Genomic DNA, 17,075 nt, shown 5'->3' with positions numbered 1-17,075 from the left:
CTTTTCTAAACTCAAGCAGTTCAGAAGGGTCGCGACGCGCTTCGAGAAAACCGCCGAAAACTACCTCGCCGTCGTCACTATCGCGGCGACAATGCTATGGATCAGATAACTGTCCACACGACCTAGCGCATGATACCAGAATGGTAGGCCCCACGGCCGATTAATTGTACGAACCAAAAAGGGGAGCCTTTACCTTTTAATGATGCCTGGTGCTGCAAGAAATATGCAGCCACAATGGCGATTGTTTAGATTTGCATCCTAATGGCTAATAGCACTAATAGAGAATCTGGTTGTTCCTTGAGGGTGCCCGTGAACAAACGCCAACAAAAGGGACGGCATGGGTCGCGAAAAGACATTCGATGGTGTGTCCGAGTTTCTGGCTGTCGCAAAGCGTCAGAGTGTTCGGAAAGCTGCGCTCGAGCTTGAAGTGACGCCCGGCGCTATCAGCCAAGCGCTGCAGAAGCTCGAGCGGCGTCTCGGAGTCCCCCTCTTCTACCGCACCACCCGCCGCATTGCGTTGACGGAGGCAGGGGAAGCTTTGCTCGCAAAAATAGCCCCTGCGGCGCAACTGATCGAGACAAGTTTGGGGGATGCGGTTCAGTCTTCCAACGAACCGTCCGGTACCCTGAAGCTCATCGTCGAGCGCCTCGCATTACCCCATGTGATAGAGCCGATCCTGCCGGCTTTTCGCAAAGCGTGGCCGAACGTAAAGGTCGATATCACGGTAAGCAATTTGCACGGCGACATCGTTGCCAGTGGGTATGATGCCGGCATCTTGATCGGATCATATATCGCCAAGGAGATGATAGCGGTGAGGCTTTCACCGTCGTTTAAATGGGCGGTGTTCGGGTCACCTGACTATTTCAGAGAAAATGGTCGTCCTTCGGTACCCAGTGACCTTATCAAACACCAATGTGTCCGATTTCGTCGGCCGGAGAAGGGCGACGTCTACCGGTGGGAGTTCATCGAAAATGGACAAAATGTCAGCATAGAGCCGAACGGACCCATTACAGTGAACGACGGGGAGCTCATGCGGAAAATTGCGTCGCAAGGCTTGAGCCTGATCTATTCATCGACCTTCCACGCATCACGAGAGCTCGCGAACGGGCAGCTTGAACCGGTCTTGCTCGACTATTCGCCGGGAAGTGACGGGCTGTTTCTATACTTTACCAAGACAAAGCAAAACCAGCCTAAGCTCCGTGCATTCATTGACACGTGTTCCGAACTGAGACGCTTGTAGCTCACCTGAACTCCAGCGAAAAACCTCGAACGACGCAGCTGTTTGCCGAAGTCGTGAGGTCAGGCGTTGAGCATGCCGCCTGCGGCAACGATGGCCTCGGGAGTGTCAACGTCAATATGCGCACCTTGCCCGATATCAACTTGGATGCGAGGAAGTTTGGAATGCCCGATGATCCCGCGGGCGCCGCGGTCTCCCTGCAGTTCTAAGATCCCCTGGTGCAGCGATCTTGGCAGGATCACCGGATTGCCTGGTCTTCCTTGCCCGGCAGCCTGCACGATCGCACGTCCTCCAGCGTCTTTGAAGACAGCGATCAATCGATCGAGGTCCAAGCCCGAGATGAACGGCATGTCCGCGAGCATGATCAGGAATCCGTCGGCCCCGCCCGCATGGGCGGCCTGCCAACCCGCTATGATCGAGCTTGCGATGCCGGATCCGAAATACGGGTTGAATACCACGGTTACATCGACGCCTTCGAGCTCGGCTTCTATCTCGAGACGGCGGTGACCGGTGACCGCAAAGACGGTCGAGGCTTGGCTCGCGCGTGCGACGCTCGCGGACCTGCGAACGAGCGATACACCATTGAATTCCGATAAGAGCTTGTGCCGATGATTGTCACCCATGCGCGTTGATCTGCCGGCGCAGAGCAGAATGATCGACACCTCGATGTTTTGAGAACCCTGTGACCCCTCCACCAAAGGCAGGCCAGCCTTCAACTCTCGTTCATCGCACGGAGAACTTCCGCAATGACCGAAACGGCAATGGCGAAGGGACTTGATCTGCCGACGGGCAGCCCAACGGGTGATCTGAACTTGGCAATTTCTGCCTCGCTCAGCCCGAACTCCCTTAACCACCTGTCTTTCGCAGGGCGCTGCCTCTCGGCCCCCACCATGCCAACGTAACCGGCTTTCGACCTGAGCGCTCTGGCCACGTCTTCTCTGCTGGCCTCGAAGTCGTGATTGGCAAAAATGACAGCTGTCCGATGATCAAGCCGGAACTCTTCGAACACTTTCTGTGGGTTCGTCGTGCGATAGAGATGGGGCGCGATAGGGGGTGGTGATTTCGGTCCTAGCGGCCGCACGAAAACGACCTCGAATTCGGCTTCTTTTGCAAGTTGCGCGATTGCGAGGGCGGTCGGATCCGATCCTATGACGATAAGTCTTGTTTGCGGGCGGTATCGCACCCAATAGCGCTCAGCGTCGATCCGACCTGCTTGCCGCGACTCCAACTGCCTTTGTTCGACGCCTACCAACTGAAACGACGGACTCTGACATAGAGTAGTTGTCCTGGACCTGCCATCGGAAATCCAGATCACTTCCTCTCGCCTCGCTATCGCGTCAAGGAGGTTATGAACGACGGGATCCGAGGGGAGAACGCGCTCTACCGCAATGGTGATAGAGGCTCCGCACTGAAGTTGGATGTCGCTGAAAGGGCTACCTCGCCCATAAATCAACCTCCGCGGCTGTCCATTAAGAAGCGCTGCCCTGGCATGAAGGGCGACATCCGCCTCTATACATCCGCCGGATAGAAATCCCGTCATCCGGTGATCCGTAAAAGCCATCTGCGTGCCCGCAGGGCGTGGCCCTCCTCCATCGGAATGGATGATGGTAGCGAGCGCAATTTTTCTCCCGCCGGTCAAGTTCGAGAGCGCAAACTGCAACGCGTCTTCCTTAAGTCCAAACATGGGCCACTCGGGATATGCCCAATTTGTAGCGGCCATGTGCACGTTGCATCCTTCCTTGAAAGCAGATCGAGCTGGGAGCTTGTTTGCGGTAGCGAAGTTTAAACCTCACCGAGCGGGAAGTGTCTTGAGATACGCTAAGATGTCCGCACGATCGGCCTCGCTCAAAACACTCGTCGTCATGCGTGTGCCCCGCAGCATTTTGGACGGTCCCGACAAGAAGGCATCGAGCGTTTCATCACTCCAGACGACGGCCGAATTCAAGAGGGCTGTCGAATAGCGATAGCCTTCCACAGCGCCGGCTTTTCTGCCGAAGACGCCATTCAAGGCGGGTCCGGATTTGTTTTGCCCTTCGATCGAATGGCAAGCTGCGCACCGGCTGAAGAGCTGCTTGCCACGAGCGGCATCTCCTTCCGCGAGCACTGTAGCAGGGCAGGCGAGATTAATGATCGACACTGAAATGAGGATGCTCAGAACATGCATGACAATCTAGGCCTTCAACTCATCGGTATTGACCGGAAGTGTCCGCACCCGCTTGCCGACAGCCGCGAAGATAGCATTGGTGACCGCCGGGAACACTGCCGAGGTCGCCGCTTCGCCTATTCCTCCCGGGGGCTCGACGCTTGGAACGATGTGAGTTTCGACGTGGGGCGCTTCTTCGATGCGCAGCGGCGGGTAGTTGTCGAAATTGCTCTGTTCAACACGACCGTCCCTCAGCGTGATAGCACCGTAGAGAGCCGCCGTCAGACCATAGAGGGCGCCGCCTTCCATCTGCGCCGCGATCGTATCCGAATTCACGGTCAAACCGCAGTCCACAGCTGTGACGATGCGTGAAACCCGGACGGTGCCGTCCACTCCCACAGTGGCGTCGGCAATCATTGCAAGGTAAGTGCCGAATGCGAATTGCACGGCAACCCCACGGCCCCGCCGGCTCGGCACTGGTTTGCCCCACTCAGCCTTCTCCGCGGCCAACTCCAGCACTGTTAGCGCACGCGGGTTTTCGGTAAGCAGCTTTTTGCGGTACCCAACCGGATCGGCCTTGGCGGCGGCGGCAAGCTCGTCAATGAAGCTCTCCACCACAAACACGTTGTGCGAGGGGCCGACACCGCGCCACCAGCTCGTGAGAACGCCCTGGGGTTCAACCTGCTTGAATTCGACTAATATCGCAGGGAGCTTGTAGGGAGGATGGGCCGCCCCTTCCACCCCATCGGGATCAACGCCGTTCTGCATTGCGCCTGGCGCAATTCGAGCGAAGATCGAAGATCCGGAAACGCGATGCTTCCAAGCGACTGGGTTTCCGTGGGCATCGATCCCCCCTGACATTCGATCATAGTAGTACGGCCGGTAATAGCCGTGCTGGATATCTTCCTCGCGACTCCAGATGACCTTCACCGGGCCTTTAACCTGCATTGCCACCTTGACAGCATGGATGATGCCGTCGACTTCGAGGCGACGGCCGAACCCGCCGCCGACAATGTGATTGTTGATGATGATCTTTTCGGGCGCCAGTCCGGTAACCGTGGCGGCCGCCTGTTTGGCCGCGGAAAGATTCTGAGTTCCGACCCATATTTCGCAAGCGTCCTCACGGACGTGTACGGTACAGTTCATCGGTTCCATCGCCGCATGGGAAAGAAAGGGCAGTTGATAGACGGCCTCGATCCGCGTCACCGCGTTGTCCAGTCCCTTCGCCACGTCCCCTTCGCTACGCGCTACGGCCCCGGGTTTGAGGGATTCCTGATCCAGGTCTCGTATAATGTCAGCGCTGGACACCTGAGCATTCGGACCGTCGTCCCACTCGATCGCCGCCGCTTCCAGCCCCTTTCTGGCCGCTCCCGTATGATCGGCCAAGATCGCGACCGCGCTGTCAGTGAGCACCACCTGTCGCACGCCCTTGACCTGGAGCGCAGCCTGTTCGTCGAGGGACTTCGGCTCCCCACCGAGAACGGGCGAGATGGAAATCGCCGCGATCTTCGTGCCATTGGGAAAAGCGTCGATCCCGTACTTGAGAGATCCGTTGACCTTGCCAGGTGTATCCAGCCGCTTTGCAGCGGTTCCCAGGAGCCTGAATTCGCGGGGAGCCTTGAGTTTTACGGTGTCCGATGAAGGCGCAGGAAGTGAGGCGGCAAAATCGACGAGGTGCCCGTAGGCCAGTCTTCGCGCTACGCTCTTGTCGATAACGTAGCCATCTTGTGCATGGCAGCTTGCGGGATCAGTATTCCACTCCTTGGCAGCTGCCTGGATGAGCAAGGCTCGGGCGGTAGCTCCGGCCATGCGCAAGGGCGTCCAGAACGCGCGTATTGACGTGGAGCCGCCCGTCATTTGACGCCGGAGCATTGGATGGCCGTAGAGAGCCTCGTTAACGGGCGCAGGCTCAAGCTTTACAGCTTCAAGCGCGACTTCAAGTTCTTCGGCGAGCAACATTGCCTGTGCGGTGTAGATACCCTGGCCCATTTCCACTTGCGGCATGACAAGTGTGACCGTTCCTTCGCGGTTGATACGAATGAACGCGTTGGGAACAAAATCGCCCCCACCCAAGGCAACAGCAGGACCGAGAGTGAGATTGACAACGAGACCGCTACCCATTGCAGCGCTGGCCTTGAGGAATTGGCGCCGATCCAATCGAGAGCCGAGAGTGCTGTTCGACATGATCTTTTCTCCCTTCACGCGCTTGCCTGTTTAATGGCAGCGCGAATGCGCTGATAGGTCCCGCAGCGGCAGACGTTTCCCGACATGGCATCGTTGATATCCTCGTCGGTCGGTCTGGGGTTTTCGGCCAGCAGCGCGGCGGCGGACATCAGTTGCCCTGACTGGCAGTAACCGCATTGTGGGACCTCAAGCTCAATCCACGCCTGCTGAAGCGCCTTGCCGTGGGCAAGCGTATCCAATGCTTCGATCGTCGTAATTTGGCTGTCTCCCACCATCTCTATCGAAGTGATACATGAACGTGTGGGAGCACCGTCGACGTGAACGGTGCAGGCGCCGCAAAGAGCCTGGCCGCATCCAAATTTGGTGCCCGTCATGCCGAGGATGTCCCGGATCACCCAGAGAAGCGGAGTGTCACCGTCCAAGTCTACCGAGTGTGTGCGTCCGTTGATTTGGACCGTAAAATTCATGGTCGTGCTCCGGCTTCACCTCTTGCTTGGCAAAAGATGGCCGGATTAGCGGCAAAGATAAACGTGCTGTCCGTGCACTGGGTGTATAGCTGCGCTGAACAATAGCTGCAAAAATTGGAGGTAGGCGATGAGTGAACGGTCACCTTGCAGCGTGATGTGCGCGATGCAGCGGAAATCGGTTGAAGGCAGCAATATCGACGTCACCGCACGTCTCGGTCTCAGGCCGGGCGCAGTGACGCGCGAGCAGGAAGCCGGCGTTCACTTTGTGGCCGAATGTCTAGCCGGATCCACAACAGGGAATGCAGTGGGTACCAGCGAGCTCAATCGAGCCGCCGTTCAACGTGACCCTTCCGATCGACGCGGAGCGGTGGGCCGGTCTCGATCCCGCGCGTCGGTCCCAGGCCCAAATCGCAGCAGAAAGATCGACCTGACGTGCGCCGACTATAACAATCCCGAATTGCCTGCTCTGGCGTTCGGGCGACTGAGTTTGTGGCGCCGCCTTGCTGCGGCGCCACATGTGCTTGAGTGCGTGAGCGCTTAGGTGCGCGGCTTCAGATTTTCCGGGTCGTAGATCGGCTTGTAGCCGACGCCGACGACCTCCACCGGATAGCTCTCGGCAAAATACTCGACATTCAGCTTGCGTCCGACCTGGCAATGCGACCACGGCAGATAGGCCAAGGCAATGTTCTTTCCGACCGTCGGGCCGTAGGCAATCGAGGTGGTGTAGGACCGGCGGCCAAGCTCGTCGACCAGGACCTCTCCCGTGGCGGGATCGACAACCGGAAGGTTTCCGACGGGATAACGCTTCACGCCTGTCTTGTCGGTATTCTCGGTCATCACGAGCGTGCAGAGCATGGCGGGCTGGTGCTCACGCGCCTTGTATTCCAGATGCTTTGCCTTGCCGCGGAAATCGGCTTCCTTGACCTTCGGACGGGCGAGATCGGCTTCGATCAGGTTGTACTGGGTCAGGAGGTCGGCGTTCTGCAGGCGCAGGCTCTTTTCCATGCGGCGCGAGTTAGCATAGGTCTCGACGCCGAAGGCCATCACGCCGGTCGAGCGCAGCGCATCCCAGACGGCGAGGCCGTCTTCGTACTTCATGTGCAGTTCCCATCCCTGTTCGCCGACATAGGAGATGCGGAAGGCGGTGACGGTCTTGCCGGCGATTTCGATCGGCTTGATCGCTGCGAAGGCGAAGTTTTCCTGATCGAGACCGACCGGATCGGCAACCACCTTCTTCAGCGTCTCGCGCGCATTCGGTCCCCAGATGCCGATCGTCACGAATTTTTCCGAGACGTCGGTGATCGTCACATCAAGGCCGCGATCCTGGGCGACGCGCTTCATATAGTGCAGGTCGCGCGGGCCGGCATCGGCGCCGTTGACGAGACGGCAGCGGTCGGCCATGCGGAAGACGGTGAAGTCGGCGCGGACCATGCCTTCGTCGTCGAGGAAGTGGGTGTAGACGCCCTTGCCGATATTGGCATCGCCGCCGATCTTGGCAGCGCACAGCCATTCCATCAGCTCGACATGGTCAGGTCCTTCGATATCGACCATGTGGAAATGGCTGAGATTGACGATGCCGCAATCCTCGCTCATCGCCAGATGCTCGGCATTCGACACGCGCCAGAAATGCCGGCTGTCCCATTCGTTCTCGCGAACGGGCACACGGTCGCCGTATTTTTCCAGAAGGTGCTCGTTGGCGGCGTAGCCGTGCGCACGCTCCCAGCCGCCCAGCTCCATGAAGTAGCCGCCCAGCTCCTTTTCGCGCTCGTAGAAGGGCGAGCGCTTGGCGTTGCGGCCGGATAGATAGGGTTCGCGGGTGTGAACGGCGGGGAAATAGATCTTCTGCGCGGCTTCGTAGCAGCGGCCCTCGATGAACTCTTCGGTCAGCTGATGCGGATAGAAGCGGGCGTAGTCGATGCTGTTGTGGTCGATTTCCGTACGGCCATCGGTCATCCAGTCGGCGATCAGCTTGCCGTAGCCCGGGCCGTCCTTGACCCAGATGGCGACGCAATACCAGAGACCGCGCACCTTCTGGCTCTCACCGCAGGATGCGCCACCGCCGGCGGAAACCTGCAGCAGGCCGTTGAAGGAGTGACCTTCGTTATAACCGAGTTCGCCGAGGATCGGCGTCAGTTCCATGGCGCGCTCGAGCGGCTCGAGAATCTGTTCCATCTCGAGATCACGCTGCGAGGGCGAAAGCCGTGCCTCGTGTTTTTCGAGAAGCTCGCGCGGATGGCACATGCGCGGATTGGTGGCTTCGTAATAGCCCCACTCGATCTGGCCGCCTTCGGTCGTCGCCGGATCGCCGGTATCGCGCATATAGGCGGAGTTGCCCTGGTCGCGCAGCAGCGGGAAGCCGATTTCCTTGCCGGTGCCTTCAAACTCGTTGTAGGGACCGAAGAAGGTGAGCGGGTGGTCGACCGGCATGACCGGCAGGTCTTCGCCGACCATCTCGGCGATCAGGCGTCCCCAGAGGCCGGCGCAGACGATGACGTGGTCGGCCATGATCGTGCCGCGATGGGTGACGACGCCCTTGATGCGGCCGCCTTCGACGATCAGCGATTTGGCCGGCGTATTGCCGAACACCTGCAGCTTGCCGGCCTTTTCGGCGGCATCGACCAGCTTGCCCGCGACGGTCTGCGAGCGCGGGATGACGAGGCCGGCATCCGGATCGAACAGACCGCCCATCACCTGATCTTCCTCGATCAGCGGGAACTTTTCCTTGATCTCGGAAGGGCTGACATAATGGGCGCGCGTGCCGAAAGCACGGGCCGAGGACAGCTTGCGCTTGATTTCCTCCATCCAGGCATCGTCGCCGGTGCGCGCCACTTCCAGGCCGCCGATGCGGGCGTAGTGGCCCATCTTCTCGTAGAAATCGATCGAATATTGCGTGGTCCAGACCGACAGATAGTCGTGGCTGGTGGTGTAACAGAAGTCCGAGGCGTGGGCCGTCGAGCCGATATCGGTCGGTATGCCGGACTTGTCGATGCCGACGATATCGTCCCATCCGCGCTCGACGAGATGATGCGCGATGGAGGCGCCGACGATTCCGCCGAGCCCGATGATGACGACCTTTGCCTTTTCCGGAAATGCTGCCACGTGCTGTTCCTTCTACTTATGGCACGAATTAAAATAACCTAGCCGCGCTCGGTTTGCGCTTCACGCATGAGATCCAGGAGCCATGTCAGCCTGGTAAGCGTGTCACCGTTTACCGAAGCTGCAAAACCCCCAGGCCTCTTCGCATGGAAGCTGAGATGAGGGCATTATGCCTAAGGCTCATGATCGTCATTGGTCCTACGCCGCCGAGTAACGGCGCAATTGCGCTAGTCCGGATCGCCGCTGAAGCAAAGCGCTTCCTCGTCACGGCGCTGAAATCGCCTTGAGCCGGTCGATATCCACGAGCACGATGTCTTCCGAAACAGGTTCGCGATTGTGCAGGCGGAACCATTCGGCCGCTTCGCGCACGCGGTCGCCATGCGGCGATGGATAGGCGCCCAGTCCGAGAACCCATTCGCGCACGGTTTCGCGCTCCATCCGCCCGGCACGGTATCGGTCGCAGACGGTTTTCGCCGAGGCGACGAGATCATTGATGCTTTTCACGGGCTGTCCCTCAATGCACGGAAGGCTCTTCGTCTTCGAGAAGGGACCGGATGCCGTCGCGCGCCACCACCGCCAGGAATTCGTCGAAAGCCTCCCGGTCGGTCGCAAAGGGCTCGTCCCAGCGGATCAGGTCCTCCGACTGGGTGACGACTTCCATCGTCCAGTCCTCGTTGCTGCCGGCGGTTCGAAAGATATCGACGAGCACGGTGATGCCGTCATCGGTGAATTCTCCGGCCAGTTCGGAGTGCTCTAACTTCTGCTTCTTCGTCATTCAGCCGCCAGCGCCAGGAGGGGCGTCGTTTTTGAGATATTCTTCATATTGGACCGTCTCAGTCTCGTTCGTGTCTATAGAAGCCGATGCCGGTTTTGCCAAGCGAACGCCGGCGCCGCCGCCATTCTCCGGGATGAAAAGCACGCCGGCGTCTTCCAGGGCGCGCTTGATATGCCGCAGCGTTCGCTCGCCAGGGGAAAGCTTTCCGGCCTCGAAACCGGCAATCGTCGCCTTGGTAATCTTAGAGGCTGCGGACAGATCCTGCTTGGACCAGGCGATGAGAGCACGCGCGGCACGGCACTGGGCTGGAGACAGCATGAATATCCACCTGGCATTGAGACTCTGATCTGGCGCTGGGGCAGCACTATGAAGATGTGAACGCGCCCGCAGAAGGCAAGCCGATGAAATTGCTGCGACCTTCGATGTCTAGTCTTTTTGGGGCGATGGGAGGGTTGATTGACTGCATATTATTGAAGCCTAATTTATAGCCCTTTTATCGGGCCCGGGAGGCAATAATGCGTGAGCCAGATATGCAGAAACTCGATGCGCTTGTCGGTCGTCTCGTCGGCGATGTCGGCGCTGCCATGTCAGGGGCCTTGGTCGTGCTCGGCGACAAGGTGGGGCTGTTCAAGGCGATGGCCGACGGGGAGCCGATGAGCGTTGAGCAGCTTGCCGCCAAAACCGGGGTGAAGGAGCGGTATCTCAGGGAATGGCTGAGCGCCCAGGCGGCCGCGGACTATATCGTTTACGATGAAAAGACCGATCGTTTCAGCCTGACGGCGGAACAGGCGATGGTTTTTGCCGAGGAAAACAGCCCGGCCTTCTTCGTCGGCGCCTTCGAAGTGGTGCAATCCATGTGGATGGACGAGCCGAAGGTCACCGAAGCCTTCCGCACCGGCAAGGGTCTCGGCTGGCACGAACACAGCACCTGCCTGTTCAGAGGAACCGAACGGTTTTTCCGGCCGGGCTACAACAGCCATCTCGTTAACGAATGGATACCGGCGCTGGCCGGCATGGACGAAAAACTCAAGGCCGGCGCCAATGTCGCCGATGTCGGCTGCGGTCACGGCGCCTCGACCATCCTGATGGCGCAGGCCTATCCCGCCTCGCATTTTACCGGCTTCGACTATCACGGCCCGTCGATCGAAAGAGCGAAGGCCGCCGCCAAGGAGGCCGGCGTCGCCGATCGCGTCACCTTCGAGCAGGGCAAGGCGGCGGAATTTCCGGGGCGCGACTATGATATGGTCGCGATGTTCGACTGCCTGCACGACATGGGCGATCCGGTCGGCGCCGGCCGGCACGTCAAGGAGACGCTGGCGCCGAACGGCACCTGGCTGATCGTCGAACCCTTTGCCCATGATCATCTGAAGGACAATCTCAATCCGGTGGGGCGTGTCTATTACGGCGCCTCGACGATGATCTGCACGCCGGCTTCGCTGTCGCAGGAGGTGGGGCTCGGGCTTGGCGCCCAGGCGGGGGAAATGAAGCTGCGCAAGGTGGCGCTCGACGCCGGCTTCAAGCATTTCCGCCGGGCGACCGAAACGCCGTTCAACATGGTGTTCGAAGTCCGCGCCTGAGAAGCCGGCGGCGCGGCGGCCGGCGTTATTTCGGCCGGCCGATGCTGGCATACATGCCGGTCGTGCGGAATTCGGTGGGATTGGTGCCGTAGACGCGGCGGAAGACCTTCGAGAAATAATTGGCGTCCTCGAAGCCGCACATGATGGCGACTTCCTTGACCGGCAGGAAGTCCGCCTTGGTCAGCAGCTTGACGGCCCGCTGCAGCCGCTGCTGCAGCACGAATTCGGCCGGCGGCACGCCTTCGCTCTCGGCGAAGCTGCGCGAGAAATGGGCGCGGCTGAGGCCGACGATGGCGGCGAGTTCATTGACCGGCAGCGGCTTGTCGAGATTGGCGTTGATATGGTCGATCACCGGCTGCATCAGGCTGAGCTCGGCGGCAAAGGCCGGCGAGTTGAAGACGTCGTCATAGAGTGCCATCGCCGCTTCATAGGCGATCGCCGAGGCAGCACCCGGCGAGGTCGCGCCCTTGACGAGGCGCAGGCTGCAATCGGCGAGATGATCGATGGTCGAAGGCTGCAGTTTTAAGACCGGGCCGGCGGTGGAGAGCACCAGCTGGTGGATGCGCAGGGTTTCCTCGCCATTCATCGAGATCCAGAAATACTCCCAGCGTTCGCCCTTCTCCAGCCAGTAGCGGTGATTGTGCGGGACGAGCACCAACAGCGTGTCGCCGCCCTGGAGGCGATAATTGCGATTCAAATAGCGCAGCCGGCCGCTGCCGCTGATCGTGTGCTGCAGCACCGTGAAGGGCGTCTGGCCGCGCCGTCGACCGTCCCAGTCATAGGTTTCGTTCTCCCGCACTTCATAGCCGGCGCTGGTCGGCATGGCGTGCAGACGCTGGCGGCCGCGGGGCAGCGAAACCGTCCTCATCGACTGTCCGTTGGCGATCAAATCCTGCAGCACAAAATTACCCCTGAAAGCATAATCCTTCTCTGGTCGGCCCGCCGGATTCGGGCATAATCCCGCTCAACAAAAAGAGGAGAACGCGGCCGATACGGCGGCCGGGAGGAAAACAGGCAGGTTTTACGGCTTTTTCAACCACATGCGCCGGCATGCGGCCTGATCCCTCACAACCATCTTTTCTCTAGCATTCCATTGGGTCGAGGTGAAGATCATGAGTTTCAAAATCGCTATCATCGGTGCGGGCAGCGTCGGTTTCACCAAGAAGCTGTTCACCGACATATTGTGCGTGCCGGAGTTCCGCGACGTCGAATTCGCGCTGACCGATCTCAGCGAACACAATCTCGAAATGATCAAGGCGATCCTCGACCGGATCGTCGAGTCGAACGGGCTGCCGACCAAGGTGACGGCGACGACCGACCGGCGCCAGGCGCTGGCGGGCGCGCGCTACATCATCAGCTGCGTGCGCGTCGGCGGGCTCGAGGCCTATGCCGACGACATCAGAATTCCGCTGAAATACGGCATCGACCAGTGCGTCGGCGATACGATCTGCGCCGGCGGCATTCTCTACGGCCAGCGCAACATCCCGGTCATTCTCGACTTCTGCAAGGATATAAGGGAGGTCGCCGAGCCGGGTGCCAAATTCCTGAACTATGCCAATCCGATGGCGATGAACACCTGGGCGGCGATCGAATACGGCAAGGTCGATACCGTCGGCCTCTGCCACGGCGTCCAGCACGGCGCCGAACAGATCGCCGAGGTGCTCGGCGCCAAATCGCTTGGTGAGCTCGACTATGTCTGCTCCGGCATCAACCACCAGACCTGGTTCATCGACCTGCGCCTCAACGGCCGCAAGATCGGCAAGGACGAGCTGGTGGCCGCCTTCGAGGCGCATCCCGTCTATTCGCAGCAGGAGAAACTGCGCATCGACGTGCTGAAGCGTTTCGGCGTCTATTCGACGGAGAGCAACGGCCACCTTTCGGAATACCTGCCCTGGTACCGCAAGCGGCCGGAGGAAATTACCCGCTGGATCGACATGTCCGACTGGATCCACGGCGAGACCGGCGGTTATCTCCGCCATTCCACCGAAACGCGCAACTGGTTCGAGACGGAATTCCCGCAATTCCTGGAATCCGCCGGCAAGCCGATCGATCCAGCCAAGCGCTCGAACGAACATGCGAGCCATATTCTCGAGGCGCTGGAGACCAACCGGGTCTATCGCGGCCATTTCAACGTCAAGAACAATGGTGTCATCACCAACCTGCCGGCCGATGCGATCATCGAATCGCCGGGCTTCGTCGACCGCTTCGGCATCAACATGGTCTCCGGCGTCACCCTGCCGGAAGCCTGTGCGGCCACCTGCATCGCCTCGATCAACGTCCAGCGCATGTCGGTGCATGCGGCGATCTCCGGCGACATCGACCTTCTGAAGCTCGCCGTGCTGCACGATCCGCTGGTCGGCGCCGTCTCGACGCCCGAGGAGGTCTGGCAGATGGTCGACGAGATGGTCGTTGCCCAGGCGCGCTGGCTGCCGCAATATGCCGATGCCGTGCCGGCCGCCAAGGAGCGGCTGTCGAAATCCAAGGTGCAGACCCGCGACTGGGCCGGGGCCGCACGCCGCAGCGTCCGCTCGATCGAGGAGTTGCGCGCGGAAAAGGCGGCGCTGAAACAGGCCGGCTGATTTACGTGAGGGATGGGTCGTCATGGATTTCCGGGAGGGAAATCCATGACATCAACCCGCCGTCACGCCGTTCGAGGAGAAAGGAGCCGGCTGCCCCCGTGCTCCGAAACAAGAGGGAGAAACGATGATGAATTTCCGCAAAGCAGGCATTCTGGCCGGACTGGCGCTCGGCGTCTCGGTCTTGGCGCTGCATGCCCATGCTTCCGAACCGACCGTGCCGCCGGTGCCGCCGGAATTTCCGGCCGAAGGCAAGATCAACTATGTCGCGCGCGACTCCATTCTGGAGTTCAAGGCGCTGCCCGAATATCACGAGCCCGACTGGGTGACGAAGAATTTCGTCTCCGCCGGCAAGCTTCCCCCCGTGAAGGATCGTCTGCCGAAGGAGCCGATGGTCTTCAAGACGGGCAATATGCCCGATGGCGTCGGCGTCTACGGCGATACGATGCGCCATGTCATCGGCGGCCGGCCGGAAGGCTGGAACTACGGCGCCGGCCAGACGCAGGGCTGGGGCGGCATCGATATCGGCCTATCCGAATGCCTGACGCGCACCGCGCCGCTGTTCCAGGTGAAAGCCCAGGACACCGAGCCGCTGCCGAACCTGGCCAAGAGCTGGGATTGGTCCGAGGACGGCCACAAGCTGACCATGCATCTGATCGAAGGCGCCAAATGGTCGGACGGCGCGCCCTTCAATGCCGACGACATCATGTTCTACTGGGACGACGAAGTGATCGACCCGAACGTCTCGCCGCTCGGCGGCGGCGCATCGCCTGAGGCTTTCGGTGTCGGCACGACGCTGAAGAAGATCGACGACTACACGGTCGAATGGACCTTCAAGGAGGCCTTCCCGAAGCAATATCTCTACACGATGGCCTATCCGAACTTCTGCCCGGGTCCGTCGCATATCCTGAAGCCCCAGCACCCGAAATACTCGAAGAACACCTACGACCAGTTCAAAAACGCCTTCCCGCCGGAATATATGAACATGCCTGTGATGGGCGCCTGGGTGCCGGTGGAATATCGCTCCGACGACATCATCGTGCTGCGCCGCAACCCCTATTACTGGAAGGTCGATGAGAAGGGCAACCAGCTGCCTTATCTCAACGAGCTGCACTACAAGCTCTCGACCTGGGCTGATCGCGACGTTCAGGCCGTCGGCCTCTGCCACTCGGTGCAGGGCACGGCGATGGAGCTCGCCCACGATCTCGACATTCCCTACGAGGAAATCCGCTACCGCGCCGCCGGCATCAACCACATGGCCTTCTATCTCAAATTCGAGCATCGCCAGGCCGACGGCTCCTACCGCAACCTCTATCCCGATCTGCTGCGGGCCTATCGCGAGGGCAGGGCGCCGAAGCCCGGCTGGAACCCGCGCTGCCCGAACAAGGTGCGCTACGAGATGCTGACGCGGCTCGGCTTTTTCGTCACCGAAAGCTCGGAGCATTTCGCCGAATACACGCCCTATTTCATCAAGGAGGGCCGCGATGACCTGATCGAGAAATTCGGCATTCCGCTCGATGAATATCCGAAGCGCTGCATCGAGCAGATCGAGCGCTGGAAGGGTCAGGCGGAAGCCTACCGCAGCGCCGACACGATCGAGGTTCAGCCGTCGAAGGAATACGCCTCCTCTATCATCAACTCGGTCTGGACCGGCGAACCCTCGGTGATCTACGGCAATGTCCGCAACAATGGCTGCATCACCTCACTGCCGGAAAATTGCGCCGCCGAAGTGCCCTGCCTGGTCGACGCGTCAGGCATCCAGCCGACCTTCATCGGCGACCTGCCGCCGCAGCTGACCGCGCTGATCCGCACCAATATCAACGTGCAGGAGCTGACGGTGCAGGCGCTGATGACGGAAAATCGTGAGCACATCTACCACGCCGCGATGATGGACCCGCACACCGCCGCCGAACTCGACCTCGACCAGATCTGGTCGCTGGTCGACGACCTGCTCGCCACCCACGGCGACTGGCTGCCGGAATGGGCCCGCACATCGAAGAAAGTCCAGGCCGCCTGACCGCCTCTCCCTGGTCGGGCATCAAGGAGCCCCGCGGTGGCAACCACCGCGGGGCTTTTCTATGGGGGCGCCTGTCGGCATTCATTTGCCGGAAACTCTAAATACCCGATCCGTCGAGCTGCTCGTCGTCATCGCCTTCCCAGGGCGAAGGCATCGAGGTGCGATTGGCCGAGGGCATCGGCATCCAACACTTCAACTCCGGCTCGGCATATTCGATGATGTGCCCGGGCGAGGAATCAGACGCGCGCCAGCCTTCTCCCGCGAATTGATCGCCATGCGACCAATAGGCGAGGTCAACCTCCGCCGGCCCCTGCTCGGACGCCCGGATCGTCACCAGGATCCGGCTGCCGTCCTTCGGTGCGGTTGCCATATTGCGCCAGCGGTCTGGTTCGTCCATCGTTCTTCCTCCTGCCTTGCTGCTGGGGCGAGTGTTGCTTTGTCGTCGGAGGCGGTCAACTCAAACTTTGTGGAGCAAGCGTTGTTGATGGACGACCGAGTGATGCCGTAAAAGTCGCATAGTTTTTTGAAGCCAAACGTCCGCGGATCGAAATTCGATGCGAGGTTCGCGGGCTGCGTTCCGAATGCGCAAGTAGCACGCACTCGCCTTCTCTCTATCTAGTTATGGCTTTCGTGATAAGCGGCGCCGTTGGAGCTTCTTGCCGGAGCAGATTTATCCGTACAGACGAACCTATGGCATGGCCGACGAGAACTTCGGACGCTTTCTTCTCGCCACTCCATAGACATGGATGTCTTGCTCCGGGAACCTATACTGCGATTCCTCGCGGTGGGCCGGCGGTGATCTCTGGGAATATTTGCCTGGGTATAAATCGTAAAATGGCGGTTGGTATGAGAGTTTTGATTGTGTCAACCGTTGCGTGCTCTAGGCGGTGTGGACTCTTGGGATTCCCAAGGCTGAGCAAATCAGATTCAAGACTGTCTTTTGGAGGCAGTCATGGGTGTTTTGGATCGTCTGATCCTTCGGGACGAGCAGTGGGAGCGGATA

At 60.0% G+C, this 17,075-nt stretch carries 15 protein-coding genes and 1 pseudogene; 5 read left to right on the top strand and 11 right to left on the bottom strand.

Annotated elements, in window-relative coordinates; translation table 11 throughout:
* Window positions 1-109 (top strand): annotated as a pseudogene (locus EFR00_RS31905) (IS5/IS1182 family transposase); the annotation flags it as partial.
* A gap of 228 nt (window positions 110-337) precedes the next feature.
* Window positions 338-1,240, top strand: coding sequence for a LysR family transcriptional regulator (locus EFR00_RS31900; RefSeq protein WP_077995004.1), 903 nt, complete (start codon window positions 338-340; stop codon window positions 1,238-1,240).
* 59 nt (window positions 1,241-1,299) lie between these two features.
* Here the strand turns inward: EFR00_RS31900 and EFR00_RS31895 are convergent, their stop codons facing one another.
* The 9 genes from EFR00_RS31895 to EFR00_RS31850 all read right to left on the bottom strand — a co-directional run bounded on the left by EFR00_RS31895 (window position 1,300) and on the right by EFR00_RS31850 (window position 10,220).
* Complete coding sequence (locus EFR00_RS31895) at window positions 1,300-1,953, bottom strand: nucleotidyltransferase family protein (RefSeq protein ID WP_225882636.1); 654 nt, start codon at window positions 1,951-1,953, stop codon at window positions 1,300-1,302.
* The gene (locus tag EFR00_RS31890) at window positions 1,950-2,921 is read right to left on the bottom strand and encodes an XdhC family protein (RefSeq protein WP_164519061.1); all 972 of its coding nucleotides are present in this window, start codon (window positions 2,919-2,921) and stop codon (window positions 1,950-1,952) included. Before EFR00_RS31890 ends, EFR00_RS31895 begins: the two co-directional genes overlap by 4 nt.
* A 105-nt stretch (window positions 2,922-3,026) precedes the next feature.
* Window positions 3,027-3,401, bottom strand: a complete 375-nt coding sequence (locus EFR00_RS31885; protein ID WP_077995006.1) for a c-type cytochrome — start codon at window positions 3,399-3,401, stop codon at window positions 3,027-3,029.
* A 6-nt stretch (window positions 3,402-3,407) separates the two neighbouring features.
* A complete protein-coding gene (locus EFR00_RS31880) occupies window positions 3,408-5,564 on the bottom strand; it encodes a xanthine dehydrogenase family protein molybdopterin-binding subunit (protein ID WP_077995007.1) in 2,157 nt (718 codons plus the stop codon).
* Window positions 5,565-5,578: 14 nt separating this feature from the next.
* Entirely contained in the window at window positions 5,579-6,031 is a 453-nt protein-coding gene (locus EFR00_RS31875) for a (2Fe-2S)-binding protein (protein ID WP_077995008.1), read from the bottom strand.
* Window positions 6,032-6,568: 537 nt separating this feature from the next.
* Window positions 6,569-9,130, bottom strand: a complete 2,562-nt coding sequence (locus tag EFR00_RS31870; protein WP_077995009.1) for a GcvT family protein — start codon at window positions 9,128-9,130, stop codon at window positions 6,569-6,571.
* A gap of 261 nt (window positions 9,131-9,391) precedes the next feature.
* A complete protein-coding gene (locus EFR00_RS31860) occupies window positions 9,392-9,631 on the bottom strand; it encodes a hypothetical protein (protein WP_009987796.1) in 240 nt (79 codons plus the stop codon).
* Between the two features lie 10 nt (window positions 9,632-9,641).
* A complete protein-coding gene (locus tag EFR00_RS31855; protein WP_009987797.1) occupies window positions 9,642-9,902 on the bottom strand; it encodes a hypothetical protein in 261 nt (86 codons plus the stop codon).
* Window positions 9,903-10,220 (bottom strand): helix-turn-helix domain-containing protein, encoded by a 318-nt coding sequence (locus tag EFR00_RS31850; protein ID WP_077995010.1) that lies wholly within the window; start codon window positions 10,218-10,220, stop codon window positions 9,903-9,905.
* Window positions 10,221-10,417: 197 nt separating this feature from the next.
* On the opposite strand from EFR00_RS31850, the gene EFR00_RS31845 reads away from it, so the two are divergent.
* The gene (locus EFR00_RS31845) at window positions 10,418-11,479 is read left to right on the top strand and encodes a class I SAM-dependent methyltransferase (RefSeq protein WP_077995011.1); all 1,062 of its coding nucleotides are present in this window, start codon (window positions 10,418-10,420) and stop codon (window positions 11,477-11,479) included.
* Window positions 11,480-11,504: 25 nt separating this feature from the next.
* On the opposite strand, the gene EFR00_RS31840 is transcribed toward EFR00_RS31845, so the two are convergent.
* Window positions 11,505-12,347 (bottom strand): AraC family transcriptional regulator, encoded by an 843-nt coding sequence (locus EFR00_RS31840; protein ID WP_077995015.1) that lies wholly within the window; start codon window positions 12,345-12,347, stop codon window positions 11,505-11,507.
* Window positions 12,348-12,591: 244 nt separating this feature from the next.
* On the opposite strand from EFR00_RS31840, the gene melA reads away from it, so the two are divergent.
* Together melA and EFR00_RS33985 are read left to right on the top strand one after the other, a co-directional pair.
* Window positions 12,592-14,058, top strand: a complete 1,467-nt coding sequence (gene melA, locus EFR00_RS31835) for an alpha-glucosidase/alpha-galactosidase (RefSeq protein WP_077995012.1) — start codon at window positions 12,592-12,594, stop codon at window positions 14,056-14,058.
* 124 nt (window positions 14,059-14,182) lie between these two features.
* A complete protein-coding gene (locus tag EFR00_RS33985) occupies window positions 14,183-16,072 on the top strand; it encodes a family 4 glycosyl hydrolase (RefSeq protein WP_077995013.1) in 1,890 nt (629 codons plus the stop codon).
* A 97-nt stretch (window positions 16,073-16,169) separates the two neighbouring features.
* Here the strand turns inward: EFR00_RS33985 and EFR00_RS31825 are convergent, their stop codons facing one another.
* Complete coding sequence (locus EFR00_RS31825) at window positions 16,170-16,469, bottom strand: hypothetical protein (protein WP_009986922.1); 300 nt, start codon at window positions 16,467-16,469, stop codon at window positions 16,170-16,172.
* Window positions 16,470-17,075 lie beyond the last annotated feature (606 nt).

Source organism: Rhizobium sophoriradicis (assembly GCF_003939025.1).
Classification (GTDB): Bacteria; Pseudomonadota; Alphaproteobacteria; order Rhizobiales; family Rhizobiaceae; genus Rhizobium; species Rhizobium sophoriradicis.
The sequence above is the reverse complement of the archived record's forward strand: the minus strand, read 5'-3'. Positions and strand labels throughout refer to the sequence as shown.

Bases quoted from the DNA above. Each gene is read 5' to 3' on its own strand.
- EFR00_RS31900 (WP_077995004.1), top strand. From the start codon at position 338: ATGGGTCGCGAAAAGACATTCGATGGTGTGTCCGAGTTTCTGGCTGTC.
- EFR00_RS31890 (WP_164519061.1), bottom strand. From the start codon at position 2,921: ATGTTTGGACTTAAGGAAGACGCGTTGCAGTTTGCGCTCTCGAACTTG.
- EFR00_RS31885 (WP_077995006.1), bottom strand. From the start codon at position 3,401: ATGCATGTTCTGAGCATCCTCATTTCAGTGTCGATCATTAATCTCGCC.
- EFR00_RS31880 (WP_077995007.1), bottom strand. From the start codon at position 5,564: ATGTCGAACAGCACTCTCGGCTCTCGATTGGATCGGCGCCAATTCCTC.
- EFR00_RS31875 (WP_077995008.1), bottom strand. From the start codon at position 6,031: ATGAATTTTACGGTCCAAATCAACGGACGCACACACTCGGTAGACTTG.
- EFR00_RS31855 (WP_009987797.1), bottom strand. From the start codon at position 9,902: ATGACGAAGAAGCAGAAGTTAGAGCACTCCGAACTGGCCGGAGAATTC.
- EFR00_RS31850 (WP_077995010.1), bottom strand. From the start codon at position 10,220: ATGCTGTCTCCAGCCCAGTGCCGTGCCGCGCGTGCTCTCATCGCCTGG.
- EFR00_RS31845 (WP_077995011.1), top strand. From the start codon at position 10,418: ATGCGTGAGCCAGATATGCAGAAACTCGATGCGCTTGTCGGTCGTCTC.
- EFR00_RS31840 (WP_077995015.1), bottom strand. From the start codon at position 12,347: ATGAGGACGGTTTCGCTGCCCCGCGGCCGCCAGCGTCTGCACGCCATG.
- melA (WP_077995012.1), top strand. From the start codon at position 12,592: ATGAGTTTCAAAATCGCTATCATCGGTGCGGGCAGCGTCGGTTTCACC.
- EFR00_RS33985 (WP_077995013.1), top strand. From the start codon at position 14,183: ATGATGAATTTCCGCAAAGCAGGCATTCTGGCCGGACTGGCGCTCGGC.
- EFR00_RS31825 (WP_009986922.1), bottom strand. From the start codon at position 16,469: ATGGACGAACCAGACCGCTGGCGCAATATGGCAACCGCACCGAAGGAC.